The sequence below is a fragment of the Vreelandella profundi genome, from assembly GCF_019722725.1.
In the GTDB taxonomy this organism is placed as follows: Bacteria; Pseudomonadota; Gammaproteobacteria; order Pseudomonadales; family Halomonadaceae; genus Vreelandella; species Vreelandella profundi.
The window spans coordinates 77,957-101,749 of the sequence record NZ_CP077941.1 but is presented as its reverse complement, the minus strand read 5'-3'; the positions used below and the strand labels follow the sequence as shown (position 1 = coordinate 101,749).

The following is a 23,793-nucleotide window of genomic DNA, read 5'->3' as shown; positions in this document are numbered from 1 at the left end:
ACGGTTAACCGTTTTGATTGATGACGGCTTCAACGACGCTGGAGGGCGCCTCCTCGTACTTCGAGAACTCCATAGAGTAGCTCGCACGGCCCTGGGATTGCGAGCGCAGGTCGGTTGCGTAACCGAACATCTCACCCAGTGGCACCGTTGCACGAATGACTTTACCTGCGGAAGAGTCATCCATACCCTGCACCAGACCGCGACGACGGCTCAGGTCGCCCATGACGTCACCCATAAACTCTTCGGGGGTCACGATTTCGACCTTCATCACCGGCTCCAGCAGCACGGCCTTGGCCTTCCTGGCACCTTCTTTAACGGCCATAGAAGAAGCAATCTTGAACGCAGTCTCGTTAGAGTCCACGTCGTGAAAAGAGCCATCGAACAGCGACACTTTAACGTCGATCATCGGGTAACCCGCGATGACGCCGTTTTTGAGCTGCTCATAAGCACCCTTCTCAACCGCGGGGATGTATTCCTTAGGAACCGTACCACCCACGACTTCAGAGTTGAATTTGAAGAAGATTTCGTCTTCGCCTTCACCCTTTTCTTCTTTAGTCAGCGGCTCGATACGTAGCCAAACGTGACCATACTGACCACGACCACCGGACTGACGTACGAACTTGCCTTCTTGCTCAACGCTGCCGCGAATAGTTTCGCGGTAGGCTACTTGAGGCTTACCGATATTAGCTTCAACCTTGAACTCGCGACGCATACGGTCAACGATGATGTCCAAGTGAAGCTCACCCATACCAGAAATGATCGTCTGGCCGGTTTCTTCGTCGGTCTTAACCTGGAAAGAAGGATCTTCCTGGGCCAATTTGCCCAGAGCAACACCCATCTTTTCTTGGTCACTCTTGGTCTTCGGCTCGACAGCAACCGAGATAACCGGATCCGGGAACTCCATGCGCTCGAGAACAATTTTGTTATCGATGTCGCACAGGGTATCACCGGTAGTGACGTCTTTCAGACCGATACAGGCAGCGATATCGCCAGCCAGGATCTCTTTGATCTCTTCGCGTGAGTTAGCGTGCATCTGAACGATACGGCCAACGCGCTCTTTCTTCTGCTTAACGGAGTTATAAACGCCGTCACCAGATTTCAGAACACCCGAATAGACGCGGATAAAGGTCAGCGTACCAACGAAGGGGTCGGTCGCGATCTTGAACGCCAGCGCCGCAAACGGTGCGCTGTCATCGGCGATACGTGTAGCAATAGTACCGTCTTTATCGTCAAGCTCACCTTCGATCGCCTTAACTTCAGTCGGCGAAGGCATGTATTCGATAATGCCGTCCAACACTGCTTGAACGCCCTTATTCTTAAAGGCAGAACCACAGGTGACCAGCACGATGTCATTACGCAGAGTACGCGCGCGCAGACCAGCCTTGATCTCTTCGATGCTGAGTTCAGTACCGTCGAGATACTTCTCCATCAGCTCATCAGAGCCTTCGGCAGCGGCTTCAACCATTTCTTCGCGATACTTCTCAGCCGTTTCTTGCAATTCAGCCGGAATATCGACGAGCTCATAGTTCATACCCAGACTTGCCTCATCCCAAAGGATGGCTTTCATCTGGATAAGGTCGATAACGCCTTTAAAGTCTTCTTCCGTGCCCCAGTTAATCTGGATTGGCACAGCGTTAGCACCTAGACGCTCTTTAAGCTGCTCAACAACCATGAAGAAGTCAGCGCCGGTACGGTCCATCTTATTGACGAACACCATGCGCGGAACTTCATACTTGTTGGCTTGACGCCATACAGTTTCGGTCTGCGGCTGAACGCCGGAAGAGCCACACAGCACAACCACCGCACCATCAAGTACACGCAAAGAACGCTCAACTTCAATGGTGAAGTCAACGTGCCCAGGCGTATCAATGATATTGATGCGGTGCTCAGGAAACTGCTTGCTCATGCCTTGCCAGAAGGTGGTAACAGCAGCAGAGGTGATAGTGATACCACGCTCCTGCTCCTGCTCCATCCAATCTGTCGTCGCAGCACCGTCGTGCACTTCACCCACTTTGTGGGAAAGGCCGGTGTAGAACAGTACGCGCTCAGTTGTCGTGGTTTTACCCGCGTCAACGTGAGCAACGATACCGATATTGCGATAACGATTCAGTGGAGTCTTGCGTGCCACGATGAAACTCCCATTTGTTGGCGATGCTCGTTAATTTAGCGGCGCATGCAAGCGAGGCTTATGCTACCGCCACTACCCTAGAAGGATAGCGGCTAAGTATTGCAACACAGCGACTCAGCGTACATTCGCATGCTGAACTACGTGCATATATAAACCCGAACTTAAAAACGTCGTACTCAAAAACGCCGAGTTTAAAAACGCCGAATTTAGAAACGCTGAATTTAAAAAAACTATAAAAACGCGAAATCTAGAAACGGTAGTGCGAGAAGGCTTTGTTGGCTTCTGCCATGCGATGCACGTCTTCGCGCTTCTTAACGGCAGAACCTTTACCTTCAGCAGCATCCAGCATTTCACCCGCCAGACGATGCACCATGGTTTTCTCACCGCGACGACGCGCAGCGTCTACCAGCCAGCGCATTGCAAGCGCTTGACGGCGTGACGGACGAACTTCAACCGGCACCTGATAGGTCGCACCACCAACGCGGCGCGACTTCACTTCGACCATAGGCTGGATGGCTTCCAGCGCTTTGTCGAAGATTTCCAGCGGATCTTCTTTACTACGCTCGGCAACCTTGTCCAACGCACCGTAGACGATACGCTCAGCTATGGACTTCTTGCCGCTGACCATCAGGTGGTTCATGAACTTCGCCAGACGCTCACTTCCGAACTTAGGATCCGGCAGGATGTCGCGTTTAGCTACTACTCTTCTTCTAGGCATGATAAGCCCTCAATTAAGGATCTTTCAGGTAAACCCGGGACTCGTGCTGCGCCTATTACTACTCGCGGCGCCCGACCTTACTCTTATCAGACCGTCAAATTCGTGAAAAACGTTACTCAGCAACCCCTAAGCTTAGGACTTAGGACGCTTAGTACCGTATTTAGAACGACCCTGACGACGGTTTTGAACGCCGGAGGTGTCAAGGGCGCCACGAACGGTGTGATAACGCACACCTGGCAAATCCTTTACACGGCCGCCACGAATCAAAACGACAGAGTGTTCTTGAAGGTTGTGACCTTCACCACCGATGTAAGAAGACACTTCGAAACCGTTGGTAAGGCGCACACGGCAAACCTTACGCAGGGCCGAGTTAGGCTTCTTCGGGGTGGTAGTGTAAACGCGCGTACATACGCCGCGTTTTTGCGGACAGGCCTGCAGCGCTGGCACGTCACTTTTGGTGACGGGGCGCTTGCGCGGCTTGCGCACTAGCTGATTAATCGTTGCCATGGTGTTTAGCTGACTCCAATGGTTGCCTTAGCCTTTTAACAAATACAAGCAGCGGATGCGGGCGCACCCACCCCACTGTTAAAGGCTGCGCATTCTAAAGGCTGACCCTAGGTGGCGTCAAGCCTTGCCGGCGGTTTAACCGGCAAGACTGCGCTTTTCAGGTCAGCTATTCGTTTTACCTACTTTTCCACTTACTTTCTTCACGTACTTTCTTCACTTACTTTTTCTGGCGTCAACGTTACAGCTCATCGTCAGAGTCGAGAGCGGTTAGCTGAGCACCTAGCTCCTGCTCTACCTCGGTCGCCGAGGGATTGAGCAGTTGCTCTACGTCTTCGCGTTTGCGACGACGCTCTGCGTGGTGAGTCAAACCCGTACCTGCTGGTATGAGACGACCAACCACCACGTTTTCTTTCAGGCCGCGCAAATAATCGCGCTTGCCGGTCACCGCTGCTTCGGTCAGTACTCGTGTCGTCTCCTGGAAGGAGGCGGCAGAGATGAACGACTCGGTGGCCAAACTGGCCTTGGTGATACCCAGCAGCATACGCTGATACTTAGCCGGGAATTTTTTCTCTTTTTCGAGACGAATGTTCTGTTCCAACACGCGGACCAGCTCAGCTTGGTCGCCGGTGATGAAATCAGAGTCACCTGAATCGGTAAGCTCTACCTTGCGCAGCATCTGACGCACGATAACTTCGATGTGCTTATCATTGATGCCTACGCCCTGCAGACGGTAAACGTCCTGCACTTCGGCAGTGATGTACTTGGCAAGTTCCTCAACACCCAGCAAACGCAGGATATCGTGAGGGTTGCTCGGGCCATCAGAAATCACTTCACCCTTCTCGACGGCTTCGCCTTCGAAGACGGCGATTTGACGCCATTTCGGAATCAAGGCTTCAAACGGATCGCCAGATTCCGGGGTAATCATCAGACGACGCTTACCTTTGGTCTCTTTACCGAAGCTAACAACACCGCTGATTTCCGCCAGGATAGACGACTCTTTCGGCTTACGCGCTTCAAACAAGTCAGCAACCCGTGGCAGACCACCGGTGATATCTTTGTTAGCCGAGGCCTCTACCGGAATACGGGCAACCACTTCGCCCACACCGATAGTGACACCGTCATCGACCGAAATAATCGAGTTACCTGGCAGCAGGTACTGTACCGGCGTGTTGGAACCGGAAACAGACACGTACTCGCCCGCGCTGTCTTGCAGCATAACCATCGGGCGCTTGTCGCGACCAGAGATCGGACGTGCCGCAGATTCGATAACTTCAATAGAGGACAGGCCCGTCATCTCATCGACGCTACGGTGCATGGTGACACCTTCGTCGAGATCGATAAACTGCGCCTTACCTTCTACTTCAGCAACGATGGGATGAGTGTGCGGATCCCATTTAGCAACAATGGCACCGGCGTCGACTACATCACCGTCACGTACGGAAAGCTCGGCACCGTAAGGCAGCTTGTAGTACTCACGCTCGCGCCCATGATCGTCGGCAACGGCCAAAGCGCTAGACCGCGAAACCACTACCAGCTTGCCGTCGGCACGCTCAACGTGCTTGATGTTGTGCAGGCGAACCTTGCCGCCGTGCTTAACCTGTACGCTGTCAACCGCAGATGAACGCGATGCCGCACCACCGATGTGGAACGTACGCATGGTCAGCTGGGTACCCGGCTCACCGATCGACTGAGCAGCGATAACGCCGACTGCTTCACCGATGTTGACCTGATGGCCACGCGCCAAGTCACGACCGTAACAAGAAGCACATACGCCGTGAGAAGTCTCACATGTAATGGTGGAGCGCACGACAATTTCGTCGACACCCATGGTGTCAAGCTCGGCACACCACTTCTCATCCAGCAACGTTGTGCGAGGAATCAAAATTTCGCCAGTGCCCGGATGCACGACTTCTTGTGCAACCACGCGACCCAGCACACGCTGAGAGAGCGGTACAATGATGTCGCCGCCTTCGATGATCGGGTGCAGCGTCAAACCATTTTCGGTGTCGCAATCGACTTCGGTAATTACCAAGTCTTGCGCCACGTCGACCAGACGACGAGTCAGATAACCGGAGTTAGCCGTTTTCAGTGCCGTATCCGCCAAACCTTTACGCGCACCGTGAGTAGAGATGAAGTACTGGAGTACGTTCAAACCTTCACGGAAGTTGGCGACGATCGGGGTTTCGATGATCGAGCCATCGGGCTTGGCCATCAGGCCACGCATACCGGCCAGCTGACGGATCTGGGCAGCAGAACCACGCGCCCCGGAATCAGCCATGATGAAAACGCTGTTAAACGAATCCTGCTCAACTTCGTTGCCATCACGATCGATGACGGTCTCTTTAGAGATACCCACCATCATCGCCTTGGCGACTTTATCGTTGGCCTTTGACCAGATATCGATAACCTTGTTGTACTTCTCACCCGCTGTTACCAGGCCAGAAGAGAACTGGTCTTCAATTTCTTTTACTTCGGCTTCAGCGGCGTCAACAATCGCGGTTTTCTCTTCGGGAATAACGAAGTCGTTTACACCGATTGAGGCACCTGACCAAGTAGCCAGACGGAAGCCGGTATACATCAGCTGATCAGCGAAGATAACGGCCGGCTTCAGACCAGCGCGACGGTATACTTCATTGATAAGACTAGAAATCGCCTTCTTCTTCATCGGCTGATCAATCAGCTCGAACGGCACGCCTTCCGGTAGAATACGGAACAGCATGGCACGACCCACCGTGGTGTCGTAAATGCGGCGGTGGAAGCTGCGCTTGCCGGTTTCTTCTTCTACGTCAATCTCGTCTAAACGCACCTTAACACGGGCGTGTAGCGCGACCGACTGAGTACCAAAGGCGCGCTCTACCTCGTTGAGGTCAGAGAACACCATACCCTCGCCTTTGGCGTTGATCTTTTCGCGGGTCATGTAATACAGACCCAGAACAACGTCTTGCGACGGTACGATAATCGGCTCGCCGTTAGCAGGCGACAGCACGTTGTTGGTCGCCATCATCAGCGCACGCGCTTCAAGCTGCGCTTCCAGCGTCAGCGGTACGTGTACCGCCATCTGGTCACCGTCAAAGTCGGCGTTGTAGGCAGCACAGACCAGCGGGTGCAGCTGAATCGCTTTACCTTCGATCAGCAGCGGCTCAAACGCCTGGATACCCAGACGGTGAAGCGTCGGCGCACGGTTAAGCAGTACCGGGTGCTCGCGGATAACATCGGCAAGGATGTCCCATACTTCCGGCAGCTCGCGCTCAACCATCTTCTTAGCGGCTTTAATCGTTGAGGCATAGCCCAGCGACTGAAGCTTCGAGTAGATAAACGGCTTGAACAGCTCAAGCGCCATTTTCTTCGGCAGGCCACACTGGTGCAGGCGCAGCGTCGGGCCCACGGTAATCACCGAACGACCAGAGTAATCGACGCGCTTACCCAACAAGTTCTGACGGAAACGGCCCTGCTTACCTTTGATCATGTCGGCAAGTGATTTCAGCGGACGCTTATTAGAGCCCGTGATCGCACGGCCACGACGACCGTTATCGAGCAGCGCATCAACGGCTTCCTGAAGCATGCGTTTCTCGTTGCGCACGATGATATCCGGCGCATTAAGATCCAGCAGACGCTTCAAACGGTTGTTGCGGTTGATCACACGACGGTAAAGGTCGTTCAGATCAGAGGTCGCGAAGCGGCCACCGTCCAGCGGTACCAGCGGACGAAGATCCGGCGGCAGCACGGGCAGCACTTCCATGACCATCCACGCCGGCGCGTTGCCGGAGTGGTAGAACGCTTCAAGCAGTTTCAGGCGCTTAGAAAGCTTTTTGATCTTGGTTTCGGAGTTAGTCTGCGGAATTTCTTCACGCAGGTGATTAATCTCTTCTTCCAGATCGATGTCTTTCAGCAGTTCTTGAACGGCTTCGGCACCCATGCGGGCATCAAAGTCGTCGCCAAACTCTTCTAGCGCTTCGAAGTACTGCTCGTCGTTCAACAGCTGACCGCGCTCTAGCGTGGTCATGCCTGGATCGATCACCACAAAGCTTTCGAAATACAGCACGCGCTCGATATCACGCAGCGTCATATCGAGGAACATGCCGATACGTGACGGCAATGACTTCAGAAACCAAATGTGAGCAACCGGTGAGGCAAGCTCAATGTGCCCCATGCGCTCACGGCGCACGGCGGCTTTGGTGACTTCAACGCCACATTTTTCGCAGATAATACCGCGATGCTTCATGCGCTTATATTTGCCGCACAAGCACTCGTAGTCCTTTACCGGGCCAAAAATCTTGGCGCAGAACAGGCCGTCCCGCTCCGGTTTAAAGGTACGGTAGTTAATGGTCTCAGGCTTCTTCACCTCGCCAAACGACCAGGAGCGAATCATGTCCGGCGACGCCAGGGTAATCTTGATCGCGTCAAATTCTTCGGACTGAGACTGCGATTTGAGTACTTTCACCAAATCTTTCATGGGGACGGCTCCTAGCTCTCTAACTCGATATCGATGCCCAGCGAGCGGATTTCCTTCACGAGTACGTTGAAGGATTCCGGCATGCCTGCCTGCATGGTGTGGTCGCCATCCACGATGTTTTTATACATCTTGGTGCGGCCTTCGACGTCGTCCGATTTGACGGTGAGCATTTCTTGTAGCGTGTATGCCGCGCCGTAAGCTTCCAACGCCCACACTTCCATCTCACCGAAGCGCTGACCACCGAACTGCGCCTTACCACCCAAGGGCTGCTGGGTAACCAGCGAGTAAGAACCGGTAGAACGCGCGTGCATCTTGTCGTCTACCAAGTGGTTAAGCTTCAACATGTACATGTAGCCGACGGTAACCGGACGATCAAAGACGTCACCGGTACGGCCATCAAACAGGGCCATCTGACCCGACTCAGGAATGTCCGCCAGTTTCAGCAGATGCTTGATTTCGTGCTCTTTAGCACCGTCAAACACCGGCGTTGCCATAGGCACACCGCCTTTCAGGTTCTTCGCTAACGCGATGATTTCATCGTCGGTCAGCGAATCGAGATCTTCAACGCGAGTACCTGGCGTGTTGTAGATCTGACCCAAGAAGTCGCGAATCTCGGCAACTTGTTGACCGCGTGCATCGCGCAGCATGGCTTCAATCTTGACGCCTAAACCACGTGCCGCCATACCTAGGTGGGTTTCAAGAATCTGACCCACGTTCATACGTGACGGTACGCCCAGCGGGTTAAGCACCACGTCGACCGGCTCGCCCTTCTCATCGAACGGCATATCTTCGATCGGCATAATCGCCGAGATAACACCTTTGTTACCGTGACGACCGGCCATCTTGTCGCCTGGCTGAATGCGACGTTTGACGGCCATATAGACTTTGACGATTTTCAGTACGCCCGGCGCGAGGTCATCGCCCTGGGTTAACTTGCGCTTCTTATCTTCAAAGCGTTCGTCCATTTCTTTACGACGGTTTTCTAGCTGTTCGTCGGCTTGGGCAAGCAGCTCGTTAAACGACTCATCCTGCATACGCAGTTTGAACCACTGCTGACGCGGCAACTCTTCAAGATAGGCATCGTCAAGCACATCGCCTTTCTTAAGATTCGGGCCGCCGTTAACCGCTTGGCCTTCCAAGGTGCGTTGAAGACGCTCAAACGTCGCTTCTTCGGCAATACGGTATGTTTCTTGAAGGTCCTTACGAACCTCATCAAGCTGCATCCGCTCAATGGTCAGCGCGCGCGAATCTTTCTCTACGCCATCACGAGTGAAGACCTGGACATCAATGACCGTCCCTTTCATGCCGGTAGGGGCACGCAGCGAGGTATCTTTAACGTCAGACGCTTTCTCACCGAAGATGGCACGCAGCAGCTTCTCTTCTGGCGTCAGCTGGGTTTCACCCTTCGGCGTTACCTTACCGACCAGAATGTCGCCGGGGCCTACTTCTGCACCGATGTAAACGACGCCGGCTTCATCCAGTTTGGAGAGCGCGGATTCGCCTACGTTAGGAATATCGGCGGTGATTTCTTCCGAGCCCAACTTGGTGTCGCGAGACACGCAGGTCAGTTCCTGAATGTGAATCGTGGTGAAACGGTCTTCTTGAACCACTCGCTCAGAAAGCAGGATGGAGTCTTCGAAGTTGTAACCGTTCCAAGGCATGAACGCGATGCGCATGTTCTGGCCAAGCGCCAAATCGCCCATATCCACTGACGGGCCGTCGGCAAGAATATCGCCACGCGCCACGCTGTCACCAGGACGCACGATAGGGCGCTGGTTCATACAGGTGTTTTGGTTCGAGCGGGTGTACTTGGTCAGGTTGTAGATATCAACGCCGGCTTCACCGCCGATGATTTCATCTTCATTGACACGTACGACCACGCGACGAGCGTCAACGGAGTCAATCACACCGCCACGGTTCGCGACCGCACAGACACCGGAGTCACGAGCAACAAAGCGCTCCATGCCGGTACCCACGAGCGGTTTATCAGCACGCAGTGTCGGTACCGCCTGACGCTGCATGTTAGAACCCATCAAGGCACGGTTGGCGTCATCGTGCTCCAGGAACGGAATCAATGCCGCAGCGACCGAAACTACCTGACGAGGTGATACGTCCATCAGGGTGACCTGCTCGGGACGCATAAAGGTGGTTTCACCGCGGTGACGCACCTGCACCAGGTCATCGGTCAGCTTGTTAGACTCATCGACCGCTGCCGACGCCTGAGCGATAACGAAATCGCCCTCTTCGATCGCCGAAAGGTGAACGATGTCGTCAGTCAGCTGGCGATCAACCACTTTCCGGTACGGCGTTTCTAGGAAGCCGTAGCTGTTGGTGTGGCTATACGTCGCCAAGGAGTTAATCAGGCCGATGTTCGGGCCTTCTGGCGTTTCGATTGGGCATAGACGCCCGTAGTGCGTGGCGTGTACGTCACGCACCTCAAAACCAGCGCGCTCACGGGTCAGACCACCGGGGCCGAGTGCGGACACACGACGCTTGTGGGTAACCTCAGAAAGCGGGTTGTTTTGGTCCATAAACTGCGAAAGCTGGCTGGAACCGAAGAACTCTTTCACCGCCGCCGCTACGGGCTTGGCGTTGATCAAGTCTTGGGGCATCAGGCCTTCGCTTTCCGCCATGGAAAGACGCTCTTTAACGGCGCGCTCTACGCGCACTAAGCCAACGCGGAACTGGTTTTCAGCCATTTCGCCTACACAGCGAATACGGCGGTTACCCAGGTGATCGATATCGTCAACGTTACCGAAGCCGTTACGAATACTGATCAGCTCGCGCAGCACGTCAAGAATGTCTTTACGATCCAGTACGCCGGATCCTGTGTCAGTCTCACGACGCAGGCGACGGTTGAACTTCATGCGGCCAACGCCCGACAGGTCGTAGCGGTCCTCAGAGAAGAACAAGTTGTTGAACAGCGTCTCGGCAGACTCTTTAGTAGGCGGCTCGCCGGGACGCATCATGCGATAAATTTCGACCAATGCTTCAAGCGCGGAGTTAGTAGCATCCAGCTTCAGGGTATCGGAAACGAAAGAACCGCAGTCTAGATCGTTGGTGTACAGGGTCTCAATCAGCGCAATGCCGCCCTGAGCCATACGCTCCAACACTTCCGGGGTGATCTCGGTGTTACACGGGCAGATCAGCTCACCGGTTTTAGTGTCGATTTGGTCTTTGGCTAGCGTTTTACCAAAGAGATACTCCATCGGCACGTCCAGGCGCTCAAGGCCGGCTTTTTCAAGCTGACGAATGTGCTTCTGGGTAATCCGGCGACCTTCTTCAACAATCGTCTCACCGGCGGTATCTTTGATGTCAAACGTAGCGGTTTCACCGCGTAGACGCGACGGCACCAGCTCCACAGAGAAACCTGATTTCTCAATGTGGAAGACGCTGGTTTCAAAGAATTCAGCAAGAATCTCTTCGGTGTTCATTCCCAACGCACGCATCAGTACCGAAGCCGGTAGTTTACGGCGACGGTCAATACGCACAAAGACGTTGTCTTTGGGATCAAACTCAAAGTCTAACCAGGAGCCACGGTAAGGAATAACGCGGGCTGAGTAGAGCAGTTTGCCGGAAGAGTGGCTCTTACCTTTGTCGTGATCGAAGAACACACCGGGCGAGCGGTGGAGCTGGGAAACGATAACCCGCTCAGTACCGTTGATAACAAAGGTACCGTTCTCGGTCATCAGGGGGATTTCCCCCATGTAGACTTCCTGCTCTTTAATATCTTTGATTGCTTTGTTCGAAGAGTCGCGATCATAGATGATCAAGCGAACCTTGACGCGCAGCGGAGCGGAGTAAGTGACGCCGCGTAGCTGGCATTCCTTTACATCGAACGCCGGCGTGCCGAAACGGTAGCTGACATACTCAAGCGCCGCATTGCCGGAAAAGCTCTCAATCGGAAACACGGACTTAAACGCCGCGTTCAGGCCGACTTCGTGACGCTCGTCGGGCGAACGATCTTGCTGGAGGAAGTCGTAATAGGAATCAAGCTGGATAGCCAACAAGTAAGGCACATCCATCACTTGGGGCAGTTTGCCGAAATCCTTGCGGATGCGTTTTTTCTCAGTATATGAGTAAGCCATCTGTATTCCCCAGCTTGTTCACCATGGGTGACCGATGCGTGGTCATCGCTGCCCGGCGGGCTTCGTCAGACGCAGACAGCAAGCTCCTAAATCGGTAGCTCGCCGTCGAAAATCTAGTTCGATAACACTGTAGTCGATAACACTATATTCAATAACGTTCTTACATTTCTGTCGCTGCTGCTATTAAACATCAGTTACAACAGAAAAAGGCCGGCAGCGGGATATCCCGCCGCCAGCCGTGGAAGCTTACGCAGCGCGCAAAGCCGTCCGCACAAAAATTACTTGAGCTCGACGGTGGCGCCCGCTTCTTCCAGCTTAGCTTTAGCAGCTTCAGCGTCGTCTTTAGACAGGCCTTCTTTGATGGTCGCAGGAGCGCCATCAACAGCGCCTTTAGCTTCTTTCAAGCCAAGACCGGTGATCTCACGAACGGCTTTGATCACGTTAACTTTCTTCTCACCAGCAGAGGTCAGAACAACGTCAAACTCAGTCTGTTCTTCAGCAACTTCTCCGCCAGCAGCAGGACCAGCCATAACGGCAGCCGCTGCAGAAACGCCGAATTTCTCTTCCATTGCTTCGATCAGCTCGACAACTTCCATTACGGACATGTCGGCTACTGCATTGATGATATCGTCTTTGGTCAGTGCCATTGTCTCATTCCTAACTTTGCGGGAGTCTCGGTCAGCCGAGAACTCAGGATTCATTGCTTGGCTCAGGCAGCACGCTGATAAAACAGTTCACGCTGCCTGCAAGAAACGCTGCTTATGCAGCTTCTGCTTCTTGCTTCTGATCGCGCAGGGCGGCCAGAGTACGAACCAGCTTGCCAGCGGAGGCTTCTTTCATTACCGACATCAACTTGGCAATTGCTTCGTCGTAAGTCGGTAGGGTTGCTAGACGATCGATGTCAGCAGCCGGAATCAGCTCACCTTCGTAGGCCAGCGCTTTCACTTCGAAGTTTTTGTCTACTTTAGCAAACTCTTTGAACAGTCGAGCGGCAGCGCCCGGGTGTTCAGTAGAGAAGGCCAACAACGTAGGACCAACGAAGCTATCGTTTAAGCACTCCCACTGAGTGCCCTCGAGTGCGCGGCGAGCCAACGTGTTACGAACAACACGAAGCTCTACACCGTTCTCACGCGCCTGCTTACGCAGATCGGTCATTTTACCAACCGTGACGCCGCGAGAATCAGCAACTACGACGGAGAGTGCGCCCTTGGCCGCTTCACTGACCTCGGCAACAATCGCTTTCTTGCCTTCAAGTGCTAGTGGCACAGTGATCACTCCTTCGTGCCGGAACCCAAGAAGGTTCCGGTGGTTACCATCTCTCCCCACGCTGGCTTGCCATACGGCTAAACAGCGTGAGAAGCCTTAGGGATGGTGCTCACCAGAAAGCTGCTTAAAGCTTTAACCAACTGGCGGCCACACCATCTGCGCAGGCGCTTATGGGGCAATTAAGCCGCCCTTGTGCGTACAAGCTGTACGTACTAAGTGCGGCACCTGCGGTCTTTGACGATGCCCCGGCCAGTGGTAGTCACCAAACGGGGGACCGCAAAGTTCTTGCTCTATTCTTTCAAAAAACCAATGACCGCCTGCTTTACGCGAAAGCAGAGTGATCGATTGTTAGACCCGGGCCCATAGTAGTGGACAGCGTCATTTTTTTGAAGTAAATGCCTTTAGACGCGCTCGGCTTGAGGCGCTTAAGGTCGGCAACCAGTGCTTCCAAGTTACCGTTAATCGCTGCTACGTCAAAATCCACTTTACCCAGGGTAGTGTGGATGATGCCGTTTTTGTCGGTACGGAAACGCACCTGACCAGCTTTAGCATTCTTAACCGCTGTTGCGACGTCAGGCGTCACGGTGCCAACTTTAGGGTTAGGCATCAGGCCACGCGGGCCTAAGATTTGACCCAGCTGACCCACAACGCGCATTGCGTCAGGAGAAGCGATAACGACGTCAAAATCCATCACGCCTTTTTTCACTTGCTCAGCTAAATCTTCCATGCCCACAATGTCGGCGCCGGCTTCTTTAGCGGCTTCGGCATTGGCACCCTGAGTAAAGACCGCTACACGCACATCTTTACCAGTGCCGTTAGGCATAACCGTAGCGCCACGCACTACCTGGTCAGATTTACGCGGGTCAACGCCTAGGTTGATGGCAACATCAACAGACTCTTTGAATTTAACGGTAGACAGCTCAGAAAGCAGCGCTACGGCTTCTTCAATAGAGTAAGCTTTATTGGTGTCTACTTTCTCGCGAATTACCTTCGCACGCTTAGACAGTTTAGCCATGATCAGAGACCCTCCACGTTTAGGCCCATGCTGCGAGCACTGCCAGCAATGGTGCGCACTGCGGCGTCGAGATTAGAAGCTGTTAAATCAGGCTCTTTAGTCTTGGCGATCTCTTCAAGCTGCTCACGCGTAACGGTACCGACTTTCTTCTTGTTCGGCTCACCGGAACCCGACTTGATACCAGCGGCTTTTTTCAGCAGCACGGCAGCAGGCGGTGTTTTGGTGACGAACGTGAAGCTACGGTCTGAGTAGACAGTGATCACGACTGGCGTCGGCAGGCCCGGCTCAATTTCTTGAGTCGCGGCGTTGAACGCTTTACAGAATTCCATGATGTTCACGCCGTGCTGACCCAGTGCTGGGCCTACCGGCGGACTTGGATTGGCTTTACCTGCAGCAACCTGCAGTTTGATGTAAGCCTGTACTTTCTTGGCCATCGTTTTTACTCCAATTGGGTAATAACGCCCGAAGGCTCCCCGGTACCAGCGAGCCGACTATTAAGCCGCCTCGCACGAATATCGTGCTTACTCTTTCTCAACCTGCGAACTTACTCTTTTTCAACCTGAGAAAACTCTAACTCAACAGGCGTAGAGCGCCCAAAGATCAGCACGCTGACCTGCAGGCGACTCTTTTCATAATTAACTTCTTCAACGACGCCGTTGAAATCGGCAAACGGACCGTCGACAACACGCACTGACTGACCCGGCTCAAACATTGTTTTGGGCCGCGGCTTGTCAGTACCATCTTTAACGCGCAGCAAAATAGCATCCGCTTCGCGAGAGGTAATAGCCGCCGGCTTTTCTTTGGTACCGCCAATGAAGCCCATGACGCGCGGAGTTTCATTAACCAGGTGCCATGTTTCGTCGGCCATTTCCATCTCGACCAATACATAGCCGGGATAGAATTTACGCTCACTCTTGCGTCGCTTACCGTCACGCATTTCGACGACTTCTTCTGTCGGCACTAGAATTTCGCCAAAGCGATCTTCCATGCCATACATCTTCACACGCTCAATCAGTGAGCGCATGACATGCTTTTCAAACCCAGAATATGCGTGAACGACGTACCAACGTTTGGACATGAAAACTCCTAACCAATGACGCCGGACATCGCCCAGCCAAGAAGAGTGTCGATCAACCACAACATAAGCCCCACCACCACGACAGCAACAAGCACAATGGCTGTGGTCTGAATGGTTTCAGGACGGGTCGGCCATACAACGCGCTGAATCTCTTTCTTGGCGCTAACGGCTAGCTCTACTAAATCACGACCTTTGGTAGTGGCCAGCGCGATCAAACCCGCAATCGCACACAACACAACTACGCCAATGACGCGGTAGAGCAGGCCAATATCGGCGAAATAGGTATTACCAACGACAGCAACGACAAGCAGCGCTATAACCGCTGCCCACTTGAGCCCGTCATGGCGCGCCTGTTGCACCTCGGTACCGTGCTTTACAGAACCAGGCTTCATAAAACGAGACTCCTTAGGGTGCAGCTACAGTAAAGGAATTCTGGAAAATAACATGCCAACCTGGGGAAGGTTGGCAGGCCAGGAGGGACTCGAACCCCCAACCTGCGGTTTTGGAGACCGCTGCTCTGCCAATTGAGCCACTGGCCTGTATCGTCTGCTGCACAAGCGCTTTACAAAACGCCTAGACAACAGCGGGCGCCATGGTAGCGGAGAAAACCACTCCTGGCAACCCCTACCCTGCACTCAGGCACCAATCTTCGCCTAACTGCAGAGACAAAAAAAGCGAGCTTGGCTCGCTTTCTTCGCAATATGGAGCTCATGGACGGAATTGAACCGTCGACCTCACCCTTACCAAGGGTGTGCTCTACCCCTGAGCTACATGAGCGAAACACATAAAACTGGAGCGGGCGGCGGGAATCGAACCCGCACCATCAGCTTGGAAGGCTGAGGTTCTACCTTTGAACTACGCCCGCGAACCTGTCTTGAATGACAACCCGCTGCGCCGCTCTGCCAATTTACAGCTTGGTAATTCTAGGCTGTAAACCGTGCCCGCTACCGGCTTTTCATTCTATATTATCGAAAGTAATCTCATCGAAAACAGTCAATAACATATAATTCTGGTGGAGAGAGAAGGATTCGAACCTTCGAAGCTTACGCGGCAGATTTACAGTCTGCTCCCTTTGGCCACTCGGGAATCTCTCCAACGTGGCGGCACATTATGCCAACCTCTATCACAGTGTCAAGCCAGATAACCACTTATTTATCAAAGCTTACTGCATCGCTATTAGCAAAGCAGTGCGCCTGTGACACGCCCTAGAGCGCGCTGCATTCTGTCAAAGCAGCATTGAGAATGCAAGTCCTGCGCGAATCTTTTCTAGCGAAACGGGTTCAGGCACTCGCGGCGCACCGGACATTTTCCCCGCTCGTTCAGCCAAGGTCATCGGAAAACAGGCTTCTAATCCGCCGTAAACCATATCGGGCCATACCGCATGCGGCACCTGCACGCCCCGCGATACTACCCGCGCATCGCCACCGGTTAGCAGCATCGGCAGCGCAATGCCTTCCTGGTCGCACACTTCGCTATAAATGCGGTTGATCGCACTGACCGCCGCCATATAGATACCGTGATTCACAGCGTCAACCGTCCGCCGGCCCGGCTCTAGCAGCTCATCGGCCTCGCTTTCCGGATCAATCGCCACGTTGCGAGTGCCCAGCTTTAAACTTTCTTTCATCAGCCGCAGGCCGGGAATAATATAGCCACCGAGGTGGCTGCCGCCTGGCAGTACAAAGTCGATAGTAATCGCGCTGCCGCAGTCGACCGCGCAGCAGCCACCGGCCAGCTGATAGCCGGCCAGCGCCCCCATCCAGCGATCGACGCCCAAGCGCCCCGGCTCTTCATAGCCATTAATGACGCCCAGCGCTTCATACGTAGAGTGGGCGACATGCACATGACGAACGCGGCGACGCAATAACGCGACCGTCTCTTCTAACACCGCCGCTCGTGCCACGCTGGAAATACGCACCGCCTCGACGACATCAAGATCGGGGATATCGGCCCCGGGACGCCACTCCTCACGCGTCCAAACCGCTCCGCGCGAACGTATCTCGCTACTCTCGGCATCCTTCAGCCGCCATTTAGACAGCGTATTGCCGATATCAAGATCCAGAATCATAAACGCCTACGCACGCTGATCTCACCGCCAGCCAGGCGTCGAGAGTGACCATTTTCAGTAACCCATAGATTACCACTCTCATCCACGTCCCCGGCGACGGCATCACTGATTTGCTGTCCTTGAATAACGCGAACGGGCAGCCCCGCATAGGCATGGCGATCATTCCAGCCATCGCGCCAAGCGCTAAAGCCGACGCGCTCAAAATCAGCCAGCATGGACAATAAACCCGCTACCACATCAGAGGCCAGCTGGTTACGCGAGATATCGGGCAGGCGCTCGAAAAGCGCCGCTACGGGCTGATCAATCGCGGCACGCTGGGCCGCCGGTAGCCATAGATTCATGCCCATGCCGATCACTACCTCACACGGGCCGCCAGCATCGCCCGTGACTTCGATAAGAATACCGGCCAGCTTGCCAAGCTCACTGTGCGAGGTAGCATCGCCCGCGTCCGCCTGCTCAGAGAGCAGAATATCGTTCGGCCATTTCAACTTCGGCGCTACGCCGTGCTGCTCAAGCACCTGGGCCACGACCACGCCTACCGCCAGACTCAGCCCTTCCAGCACCGCAACACCAGATTCAAACCGCCAGCCTAGCGAAAGCATGAGACTTTGCCCCCAGGGCGTCGACCAAACGCGCCCACGCCGGCCGCGCCCGGCGGTTTGCAGTTCAACCAAGCACACCTCGCCATGCCCAGCACCCTGCTCAAAGCGCGTGCGCAGATACTCATTGCTGGAGGGTAGCTGGTCTTCAACAAACAGCCGCGTCAGGTGATGACGCGCCTGCGCAGGCAGCCGCTCAACAATTTTGGCGCCCTCTAAGGGCTCCAGCCGCTGCGAGAGTCGATAGCCGCGGCCTTTTACTGCGATAATATCGACGCCCAGCACTTCTAATTTTTTTAACTGCTTCCACACCGCAGCACGAGAAATACCCAGCGTTTCACCCAGCTGCTCGCCAGAATGAACCTCGCCATCGCTTAATAAACGCATCAGATTACCGATGGTCATGCTCCTGCCCCAGTGGGAAAAGCGCTATTCTAGCGGATGGAGCCGCCGTCCGAAAACTTTCCTGGGGGCGACTAAGGTCGATAAGTGCGCCAGTAATATCAGCGACGCCTTCAACATGGTAGAATAATCGTTGGACGCAAGCCCTGAGCCAAGATGGTCGGCATTTGCCAGCCCTTGCGACCCGCATTTTCCGACCCGTGGACAAACGGGTGTTCACAAGAGTTCTCTCCCAGCATGCAAAACCAGCAAAATTCCAGCGCGGTTAATAACCTGCGCAACGTAGCGATCATTGCCCACGTTGACCACGGCAAAACGACACTGGTCGACAAACTCCTGAGCCAGTCCGGCACTCTTGACCGCAAAGCGGAAGGTCAAGAACGCGTCATGGACTCAAGCGATCAGGAAAAAGAGCGCGGCATTACTATTTTGGCCAAGAATACGGCCATCCAGTGGCAAGATAGCCACGGTAATGACTACCACATCAACATCGTGGATACGCCTGGGCACGCCGATTTCGGCGGTGAAGTTGAGCGCGTTATGTCGATGGTCGACTCGGTACTACTATTAGTAGACGCCGTCGATGGTCCGATGCCGCAGACTCGCTTTGTAACTCAAAAGGCGTTCGCCCAGGGCCTTCGGCCGATCGTGGTCGTCAATAAAATTGACCGCCCCGGCGCTCGTCCTGACTGGGTTATCGACCAGATTTTCGATCTTTTCGACAACCTGGGCGCATCCGACGAACAGCTCGACTTCCCGATCATCTACTGCTCTGCCCTAAACGGCATTGCCGGTATGGATCCTGACGCGCTGGCTGACAACATGGACCCCATGTTCCAAGCCATCGTCGATATCGTTGAGCCGCCTCAAGTTGAGCTTAATGGCCCCTTCCAGATGCAGATCTCTGCACTGGATTACAACAGCTACGTAGGCGTTATCGGCCTGGGCCGCATCAAGCGCGGCGCGGTAAAGCCGAATCAGCAGATCTCAGTGATCGGCGTTGACGGCAACGTACGCAAGGGCAAAATCGGCCAGGTCATGACGCACATGGGTCTTGAGCGTGTGCAGACCAACGAAGCCACCGCAGGCGACATCGTTTGCATCACCGGCATCGATGATCTGTCGATTTCTGACACCCTGTGTGATCCTGCGAATGTCCAGGCACTGCCGCCGCTGTCTGTTGACGAACCGACCGTTTCGATGACCTTCCAGGTCAACGATTCACCGTTTGCGGGTAAAGACGGTAAGTTTGTGACCAGCCGTAATATCAAGGATCGCCTTGAGCAAGAGCTGATTCACAACGTAGCACTGCGCGTTGAACAGGGCGAAACCCCTGAGAAATTCAAAGTGTCGGGCCGTGGCGAGCTGCACCTTTCGGTGCTGATCGAAACCATGCGTCGTGAAGGCTTTGAGCTGGCCGTTGGCCGCCCAGAAGTTATCATCAAAGAAATCGACGGCGAGAAGCAAGAGCCGTACGAAGAAGTCATCATCGACTGTGAAGAGCAGCATCAGGGCTCAATCATGGAAGAGCTGGGCTATCGTAAAGGCGAGATGACCAACATGCTGCCCGATGGTAAAGGACGAGTGCGTCTCGACTTTATTATTCCTGCGCGTGGCTTGATCGGTTTCCGCGGCCAGTTTTTGACGCTCACGTCGGGCACCGGCATCTTGACTAGCCGCTTTGATCATTACGGTCAGTTAAAGCCTGATGCCTCTATCGAGCGTCGTAACGGTGTGCTGGTCTCGATGGTCGACGGTAAAGCCCTTGCCTACGCGCTGTTTGCACTACAAGAGCGCGGCAAGCTGATTATCGATCACGCCACGGAAGTTTACGAAGGCATGCTGATTGGTATCAACAACCGCGCTAACGACATGGTGGTTAACCCCACTAAAGGTAAGAAGCTCGACAACATGCGCTCTACCGGTAACGACGAGAACATCGTGTTAACGCCGCCGGTGAAGTTCTCATTGGAGCAGGCGATCGAGTTCCTTGATTCCGACGAGCTAGTCGAAGTAACGCCGGTACACATTCGGTTGCGTAAAAAGCTGCTGAAAGAAACCGAGCGCAAGCGTTACAGCAAAAAGTAAGCCTATTAGTCGTATAGGTAAGCCATGAAAGCCCGCGCAAGCGGGCTTTTTTGTGCCTGTACGCCGCGCTTTTCAAGGTTTCATTAACCGCTAGCCAATTGCCAAGCCACTCCCCTTAACGCAACCTAAACGCTAGTGCTCTGGAAAGACGGCGCATTCTATCGCACAGTAACGTTAGCTTCGGCGCGTCCACGGCACGCTGGCCTATCGATATTCATACAGGTGTTTGGATACTTATCCCCGTTCTTGCACCCAAACCTGGACACTCTTACCCATGAGCGGTCATAACGTCTGGACGCACAAAGGCACGTTTCTTCTGGCCGCCGTTGGCTCTGCCGTCGGCCTGGGCAATCTATGGCGCTTTCCTTATCTGGTCGGTGAAAACGGCGGCGGCGCTTTTATTCTGGTTTACGCGCTGACGATTTTTGCGGTCGGTATTCCTATTCTGATTGCCGAAATCATGCTTGGGCGCACCAGCCGCCAAAGCCCAATTATGGGTATGCGCCACCTCACTAAAACCCACCGCACTTCCCGCGCCTGGGAATCGATTGGCTGGCTGGGCGCGGTCTCTGCCTTTTTAATTTTAAGCTTCTACTCCGTGATTGCCGGCTGGGCGATTCACTACACCTGGCTGATGCTCACCGGCTCACTCGTCGGGGCCGACGCGCAAACGATTAGCCAAGGCTTTGACGCGCTGCTGGCGGCACCGGGCCTGATGACGCTCTACCACACTATATTTATTGCCGCCTCGGCGCTTATCGTCGGCATGGGCATTCATAACGGCATCGAAGCCGGGCTACGCATCATGATGCCCGCGCTGTTTGTGATTCTGCTGGTAGTGCTGGCCTACAGCGTGATCAATGGTGACGTGGGCGCCGCCGCAACGTTCTTGTTCACCTTCAATCTTGCCGACCTCAGCTTAGAGGGCTGGCTTCAGGCAATGGGGCAATCATTCTTCACCCTGAGCCTAGGGATGGGGGCGATCATGGCCTATGGCGCCTATATGCCCAGCAACGTCTCGCTGACCCGCACGGCCTTTGCCGTGGCCATTGTTGATACCGCCGTGGCGATGGTGGCCGGCTTAGCTATTTTCGCGCTGGTATTTGGCGCAGGCCTGGAAACAGGACAAGGCCCTGGGCTTATGTTTGTTACCTTACCGTTAGCGTTCTCCAACATGCCGCTGGGGGCGCTGGTGGGCGGCGTGTTCTTTATATTGGTGCTTGGCGCTGCGATCAGCTCGTCCATTTCGCTTATTGAGCCGGTGGCGGCCTTTCTGGTGGAGCGCTTTGATATGACCCGCCCGCAGGCGGTCGCTATTATGGCCACCGCCGCCTGGGCGATGGGGCTATTAACCGTCGTGAGCTTTAACGTGTGGGCCAAGGGTACGATTTTCCACCTTCTCTTTGGGCGCACTGCGTTTGATTTCATTGAGCTGCTGACCAATATCTTTATGCCCGTCGGGGGCCTGATGATTGCCCTGTTTGCGGGTTGGGCGCTGACCCAAAGCGAAGTCATGAAAGAATTGGGCACCAACGTCACTTGGTTTAAATGCTGGCGGTTCCTCGTGCGCTTTGTTGCGCCCGCTGCGGTCGCCTTTGTGTTTTTACGCACGATTCCCCAGGTGAATGGCTATCTTATCCCCACCTTTGGCGCGCTGCTGATCGTTGGCGCCTTTGCTGCCAGCCAGCGGTGGCTCAAAAAACCACGACAAACAACTTAATAACAATGCGCAGGCGGCTTCTTAGCCGCCTGCATCGCGTGGAGACACCATGACCCCTCTTATTGAAGTACAGCGAGTCAACAAAGCGTTCGGCGGCTTACAAGTGATTAACGACTGCTCTATTCAAGTAGAGAAAGGCTCTATTACCGGCATGATTGGCCCCAATGGCGCGGGCAAATCGACGCTGTTTAATCTGATTGCCGGCTCACTATCGCCCGACAGCGGTCGTGTGCTGCTTGATGGTGAGGATATAACCGCGCTCAGCGCCGACCAGCGGTTTCATAAAGGATTGCTGCGCACCTTTCAGATTGCCCATGAGTTTAGCCAGATGAGCGCACTGGAAAACCTGATGATGGTGCCGCCCAAACAGGCCGGTGAGGACTTGTTTAGCGCGTGGTTACGGCCTGCCACGGTGCGCCGCGAAGAAGCCGAGGTGCGCCGCCGCGCGCTGGAGGTCATCGACTTCGTTGGCCTTCATCACGTGCGTAACGAGCTGGCGGGTAATTTGTCGGGCGGGCAGAAAAAGCTGCTTGAGCTAGGCCGCACCATGATGAGCGATGCCAAAGTCGTGCTCTTAGATGAGATCGCCGCCGGGGTAAACCGTACGCTGCTGGGCGATTTAATAGGCAATATTGAGCGTTTGAATCGTGAGATGGGCTACACCTTTTTAGTCATTGAGCACGACATGGAGATGATTGCCCGATTGTGTGACCCGGTCATTGTGCTGGCTCAAGGCAGCGTCATGGTGGAAGGCCACATTAGCGATATTCAGACTAACCCTGAAGTCATCGAAGCGTACTTTGGCACCGATGCCGCCTGAGCGTGACCTAATCTAGCCACACCCAATGATTACAATGATGTCGCTTCCTGTAAGTGACCTAGCAGAGACGCCTTACACTATGCCTGCAAACATCGGCCCTGCAACAGACGGGGCTTCAACCATTGAAACGGCACACCGGCCATTAATCGACGCACGCGATGTGCACGGCGGCTACGGCAGCATGAATATCCTTAACGGGGTAAACATGACGCTGGCCGCGGATGAAATTGGCGTTATCGTCGGCCCTAACGGGGCAGGTAAATCCACCATGCTCAAGGCAATTTTTGGCCTTTTGCATGTCAATCAGGGCGAGATCCTGCTCCTCGGCCAGCCGATTCACAACTTGCCGCCCAACCAGCTGGTGCAGCGAGGGATGGGCTTTGTGCCTCAGGAGAAAAATATTTTTCCTAGCCTATCGGTGCAAGAAAACCTGGAGATGGGCGCATTTTTAAAGCCGCAAAACGTCAAGCGAATGCTCGCGCAGGTATATGAGTTCTTCCCGCCGCTTTATGAGAAACGCCGCCAGCCCGCGGGCGAGCTTTCTGGCGGTCAGCGCCAAATGGTCGCGATGGGACGTGCGCTCATGGCCGAACCTAGCCTGCTGTTACTCGATGAGCCCACCGCCGGGCTTTCACCGCTGTACATGAATGAAATTTTCGACCGCGTCAAACAGATCAATGCCGCAGGCGTTGGCATTTTGATGGTGGAACAGAATGCCAAACAGGCGTTGGCGATTGCCGATAAAGGCTTTGTGCTAGCCGCGGGCCAAAACCGCTTTACCGACACAGGGGCCGCACTGCTGGCTGATCCGGACGTCGCTAAAAGCTTTTTGGGCGGCTAGCCTCA

Annotated in this window: 17 protein-coding genes and 4 tRNA genes; 4 read left to right on the top strand and 17 right to left on the bottom strand. The window is 54.4% G+C overall.

The genetic code is table 11. The annotated features are described in order from the left end of the window. Positions 1-4: 4 nt before the first annotated feature. From fusA to KUO20_RS00365, 17 genes are all read right to left on the bottom strand, one after another. A complete protein-coding gene (gene fusA / locus KUO20_RS00445) occupies positions 5-2,128 on the bottom strand; it encodes an elongation factor G (RefSeq protein ID WP_235040993.1) in 2,124 nt (707 codons plus the stop codon). 247 nt (positions 2,129-2,375) lie between these two features. Beyond that, complete coding sequence (gene rpsG / locus KUO20_RS00440) at positions 2,376-2,846, bottom strand: 30S ribosomal protein S7 (RefSeq protein ID WP_096276536.1); 471 nt, start codon at positions 2,844-2,846, stop codon at positions 2,376-2,378. Positions 2,847-2,978: 132 nt separating this feature from the next. Further along, entirely contained in the window at positions 2,979-3,353 is a 375-nt protein-coding gene (gene rpsL / locus KUO20_RS00435) for a 30S ribosomal protein S12 (RefSeq protein ID WP_008959173.1), read from the bottom strand. 238 nt (positions 3,354-3,591) lie between these two features. Further along, the gene (gene rpoC, locus KUO20_RS00430) at positions 3,592-7,806 is read right to left on the bottom strand and encodes a DNA-directed RNA polymerase subunit beta' (RefSeq protein ID WP_235040992.1); all 4,215 of its coding nucleotides are present in this window, start codon (positions 7,804-7,806) and stop codon (positions 3,592-3,594) included. 11 nt (positions 7,807-7,817) lie between these two features. Then, the gene (rpoB, locus tag KUO20_RS00425; RefSeq protein WP_235040991.1) at positions 7,818-11,894 is read right to left on the bottom strand and encodes a DNA-directed RNA polymerase subunit beta; all 4,077 of its coding nucleotides are present in this window, start codon (positions 11,892-11,894) and stop codon (positions 7,818-7,820) included. A gap of 278 nt (positions 11,895-12,172) precedes the next feature. After that, positions 12,173-12,541 carry a 50S ribosomal protein L7/L12 gene (gene rplL, locus KUO20_RS00420; protein ID WP_096276542.1) on the bottom strand — a complete coding sequence of 123 codons (369 nt, stop codon included), beginning with the start codon at positions 12,539-12,541 and terminating at the stop codon, positions 12,173-12,175. Between the two features lie 112 nt (positions 12,542-12,653). Further along, positions 12,654-13,160, bottom strand: a complete 507-nt coding sequence (rplJ, locus tag KUO20_RS00415; RefSeq protein WP_096276544.1) for a 50S ribosomal protein L10 — start codon at positions 13,158-13,160, stop codon at positions 12,654-12,656. A gap of 322 nt (positions 13,161-13,482) precedes the next feature. Then, positions 13,483-14,175 (bottom strand): 50S ribosomal protein L1, encoded by a 693-nt coding sequence (gene rplA / locus KUO20_RS00410; protein WP_193063242.1) that lies wholly within the window; start codon positions 14,173-14,175, stop codon positions 13,483-13,485. 2 nt (positions 14,176-14,177) lie between these two features. Next, a complete protein-coding gene (rplK, locus tag KUO20_RS00405; RefSeq protein ID WP_235040990.1) occupies positions 14,178-14,609 on the bottom strand; it encodes a 50S ribosomal protein L11 in 432 nt (143 codons plus the stop codon). Between the two features lie 110 nt (positions 14,610-14,719). Further along, complete coding sequence (gene nusG, locus KUO20_RS00400; RefSeq protein ID WP_096276548.1) at positions 14,720-15,253, bottom strand: transcription termination/antitermination protein NusG; 534 nt, start codon at positions 15,251-15,253, stop codon at positions 14,720-14,722. 8 nt (positions 15,254-15,261) lie between these two features. Next, complete coding sequence (secE, locus tag KUO20_RS00395; RefSeq protein WP_235040989.1) at positions 15,262-15,645, bottom strand: preprotein translocase subunit SecE; 384 nt, start codon at positions 15,643-15,645, stop codon at positions 15,262-15,264. A 71-nt stretch (positions 15,646-15,716) separates the two neighbouring features. Beyond that, positions 15,717-15,792: transfer RNA gene (locus KUO20_RS00390), tRNA-Trp, on the bottom strand. A 163-nt stretch (positions 15,793-15,955) separates the two neighbouring features. Then, positions 15,956-16,030 (bottom strand) — tRNA-Thr (locus KUO20_RS00385). A 14-nt stretch (positions 16,031-16,044) separates the two neighbouring features. Next, a tRNA-Gly gene (locus tag KUO20_RS00380) sits at positions 16,045-16,118 on the bottom strand. Positions 16,119-16,263: 145 nt separating this feature from the next. Next, a tRNA-Tyr gene (locus tag KUO20_RS00375) sits at positions 16,264-16,347 on the bottom strand. A 131-nt stretch (positions 16,348-16,478) separates the two neighbouring features. Further along, positions 16,479-17,318 carry a type III pantothenate kinase gene (locus KUO20_RS00370; RefSeq protein WP_235040988.1) on the bottom strand — a complete coding sequence of 280 codons (840 nt, stop codon included), beginning with the start codon at positions 17,316-17,318 and terminating at the stop codon, positions 16,479-16,481. Then, positions 17,315-18,322, bottom strand: coding sequence for a biotin--[acetyl-CoA-carboxylase] ligase (locus KUO20_RS00365; RefSeq protein WP_235040987.1), 1,008 nt, complete (start codon positions 18,320-18,322; stop codon positions 17,315-17,317). The genes KUO20_RS00370 and KUO20_RS00365 overlap by 4 nt, the downstream gene beginning before the upstream one ends. A 234-nt stretch (positions 18,323-18,556) precedes the next feature. Between KUO20_RS00365 and typA the strand changes: the two genes are divergently transcribed. The 4 genes from typA to KUO20_RS00345 all read left to right on the top strand — a co-directional run bounded on the left by typA (position 18,557) and on the right by KUO20_RS00345 (position 23,788). Next, on the top strand, positions 18,557-20,407 hold the full coding sequence (gene typA / locus KUO20_RS00360) for a translational GTPase TypA (RefSeq protein WP_235040986.1): 1,851 nt from the start codon (positions 18,557-18,559) through the stop codon (positions 20,405-20,407). A gap of 274 nt (positions 20,408-20,681) precedes the next feature. Next, entirely contained in the window at positions 20,682-22,127 is a 1,446-nt protein-coding gene (locus KUO20_RS00355; protein WP_235040985.1) for a sodium-dependent transporter, read from the top strand. A gap of 49 nt (positions 22,128-22,176) precedes the next feature. After that, the gene (locus KUO20_RS00350; RefSeq protein ID WP_235040984.1) at positions 22,177-22,947 is read left to right on the top strand and encodes an ABC transporter ATP-binding protein; all 771 of its coding nucleotides are present in this window, start codon (positions 22,177-22,179) and stop codon (positions 22,945-22,947) included. Positions 22,948-23,128: 181 nt separating this feature from the next. Further along, the gene (locus KUO20_RS00345; protein ID WP_225734381.1) at positions 23,129-23,788 is read left to right on the top strand and encodes an ABC transporter ATP-binding protein; all 660 of its coding nucleotides are present in this window, start codon (positions 23,129-23,131) and stop codon (positions 23,786-23,788) included. The last annotated feature ends 5 nt before the right edge of the window (positions 23,789-23,793 follow it).

Bases quoted from the DNA above. Each gene is read 5' to 3' on its own strand.
- KUO20_RS00350 (WP_235040984.1), top strand. From the start codon at position 22,177: ATGACCCCTCTTATTGAAGTACAGCGAGTCAACAAAGCGTTCGGCGGC.
- KUO20_RS00355 (WP_235040985.1), top strand. From the start codon at position 20,682: ATGAGCGGTCATAACGTCTGGACGCACAAAGGCACGTTTCTTCTGGCC.
- typA (WP_235040986.1), top strand. From the start codon at position 18,557: ATGCAAAACCAGCAAAATTCCAGCGCGGTTAATAACCTGCGCAACGTA.
- rpoB (WP_235040991.1), bottom strand. From the start codon at position 11,894: ATGGCTTACTCATATACTGAGAAAAAACGCATCCGCAAGGATTTCGGC.
- rpsG (WP_096276536.1), bottom strand. From the start codon at position 2,846: ATGCCTAGAAGAAGAGTAGTAGCTAAACGCGACATCCTGCCGGATCCT.
- rpsL (WP_008959173.1), bottom strand. From the start codon at position 3,353: ATGGCAACGATTAATCAGCTAGTGCGCAAGCCGCGCAAGCGCCCCGTC.
- KUO20_RS00365 (WP_235040987.1), bottom strand. From the start codon at position 18,322: ATGACCATCGGTAATCTGATGCGTTTATTAAGCGATGGCGAGGTTCAT.
- rplA (WP_193063242.1), bottom strand. From the start codon at position 14,175: ATGGCTAAACTGTCTAAGCGTGCGAAGGTAATTCGCGAGAAAGTAGAC.
- KUO20_RS00345 (WP_225734381.1), top strand. From the start codon at position 23,129: ATGAATATCCTTAACGGGGTAAACATGACGCTGGCCGCGGATGAAATT.
- rpoC (WP_235040992.1), bottom strand. From the start codon at position 7,806: ATGAAAGATTTGGTGAAAGTACTCAAATCGCAGTCTCAGTCCGAAGAA.
- secE (WP_235040989.1), bottom strand. From the start codon at position 15,645: ATGAAGCCTGGTTCTGTAAAGCACGGTACCGAGGTGCAACAGGCGCGC.
- rplK (WP_235040990.1), bottom strand. From the start codon at position 14,609: ATGGCCAAGAAAGTACAGGCTTACATCAAACTGCAGGTTGCTGCAGGT.
- rplL (WP_096276542.1), bottom strand. From the start codon at position 12,541: ATGGCACTGACCAAAGACGATATCATCAATGCAGTAGCCGACATGTCC.
- KUO20_RS00370 (WP_235040988.1), bottom strand. From the start codon at position 17,318: ATGATTCTGGATCTTGATATCGGCAATACGCTGTCTAAATGGCGGCTG.
- nusG (WP_096276548.1), bottom strand. From the start codon at position 15,253: ATGTCCAAACGTTGGTACGTCGTTCACGCATATTCTGGGTTTGAAAAG.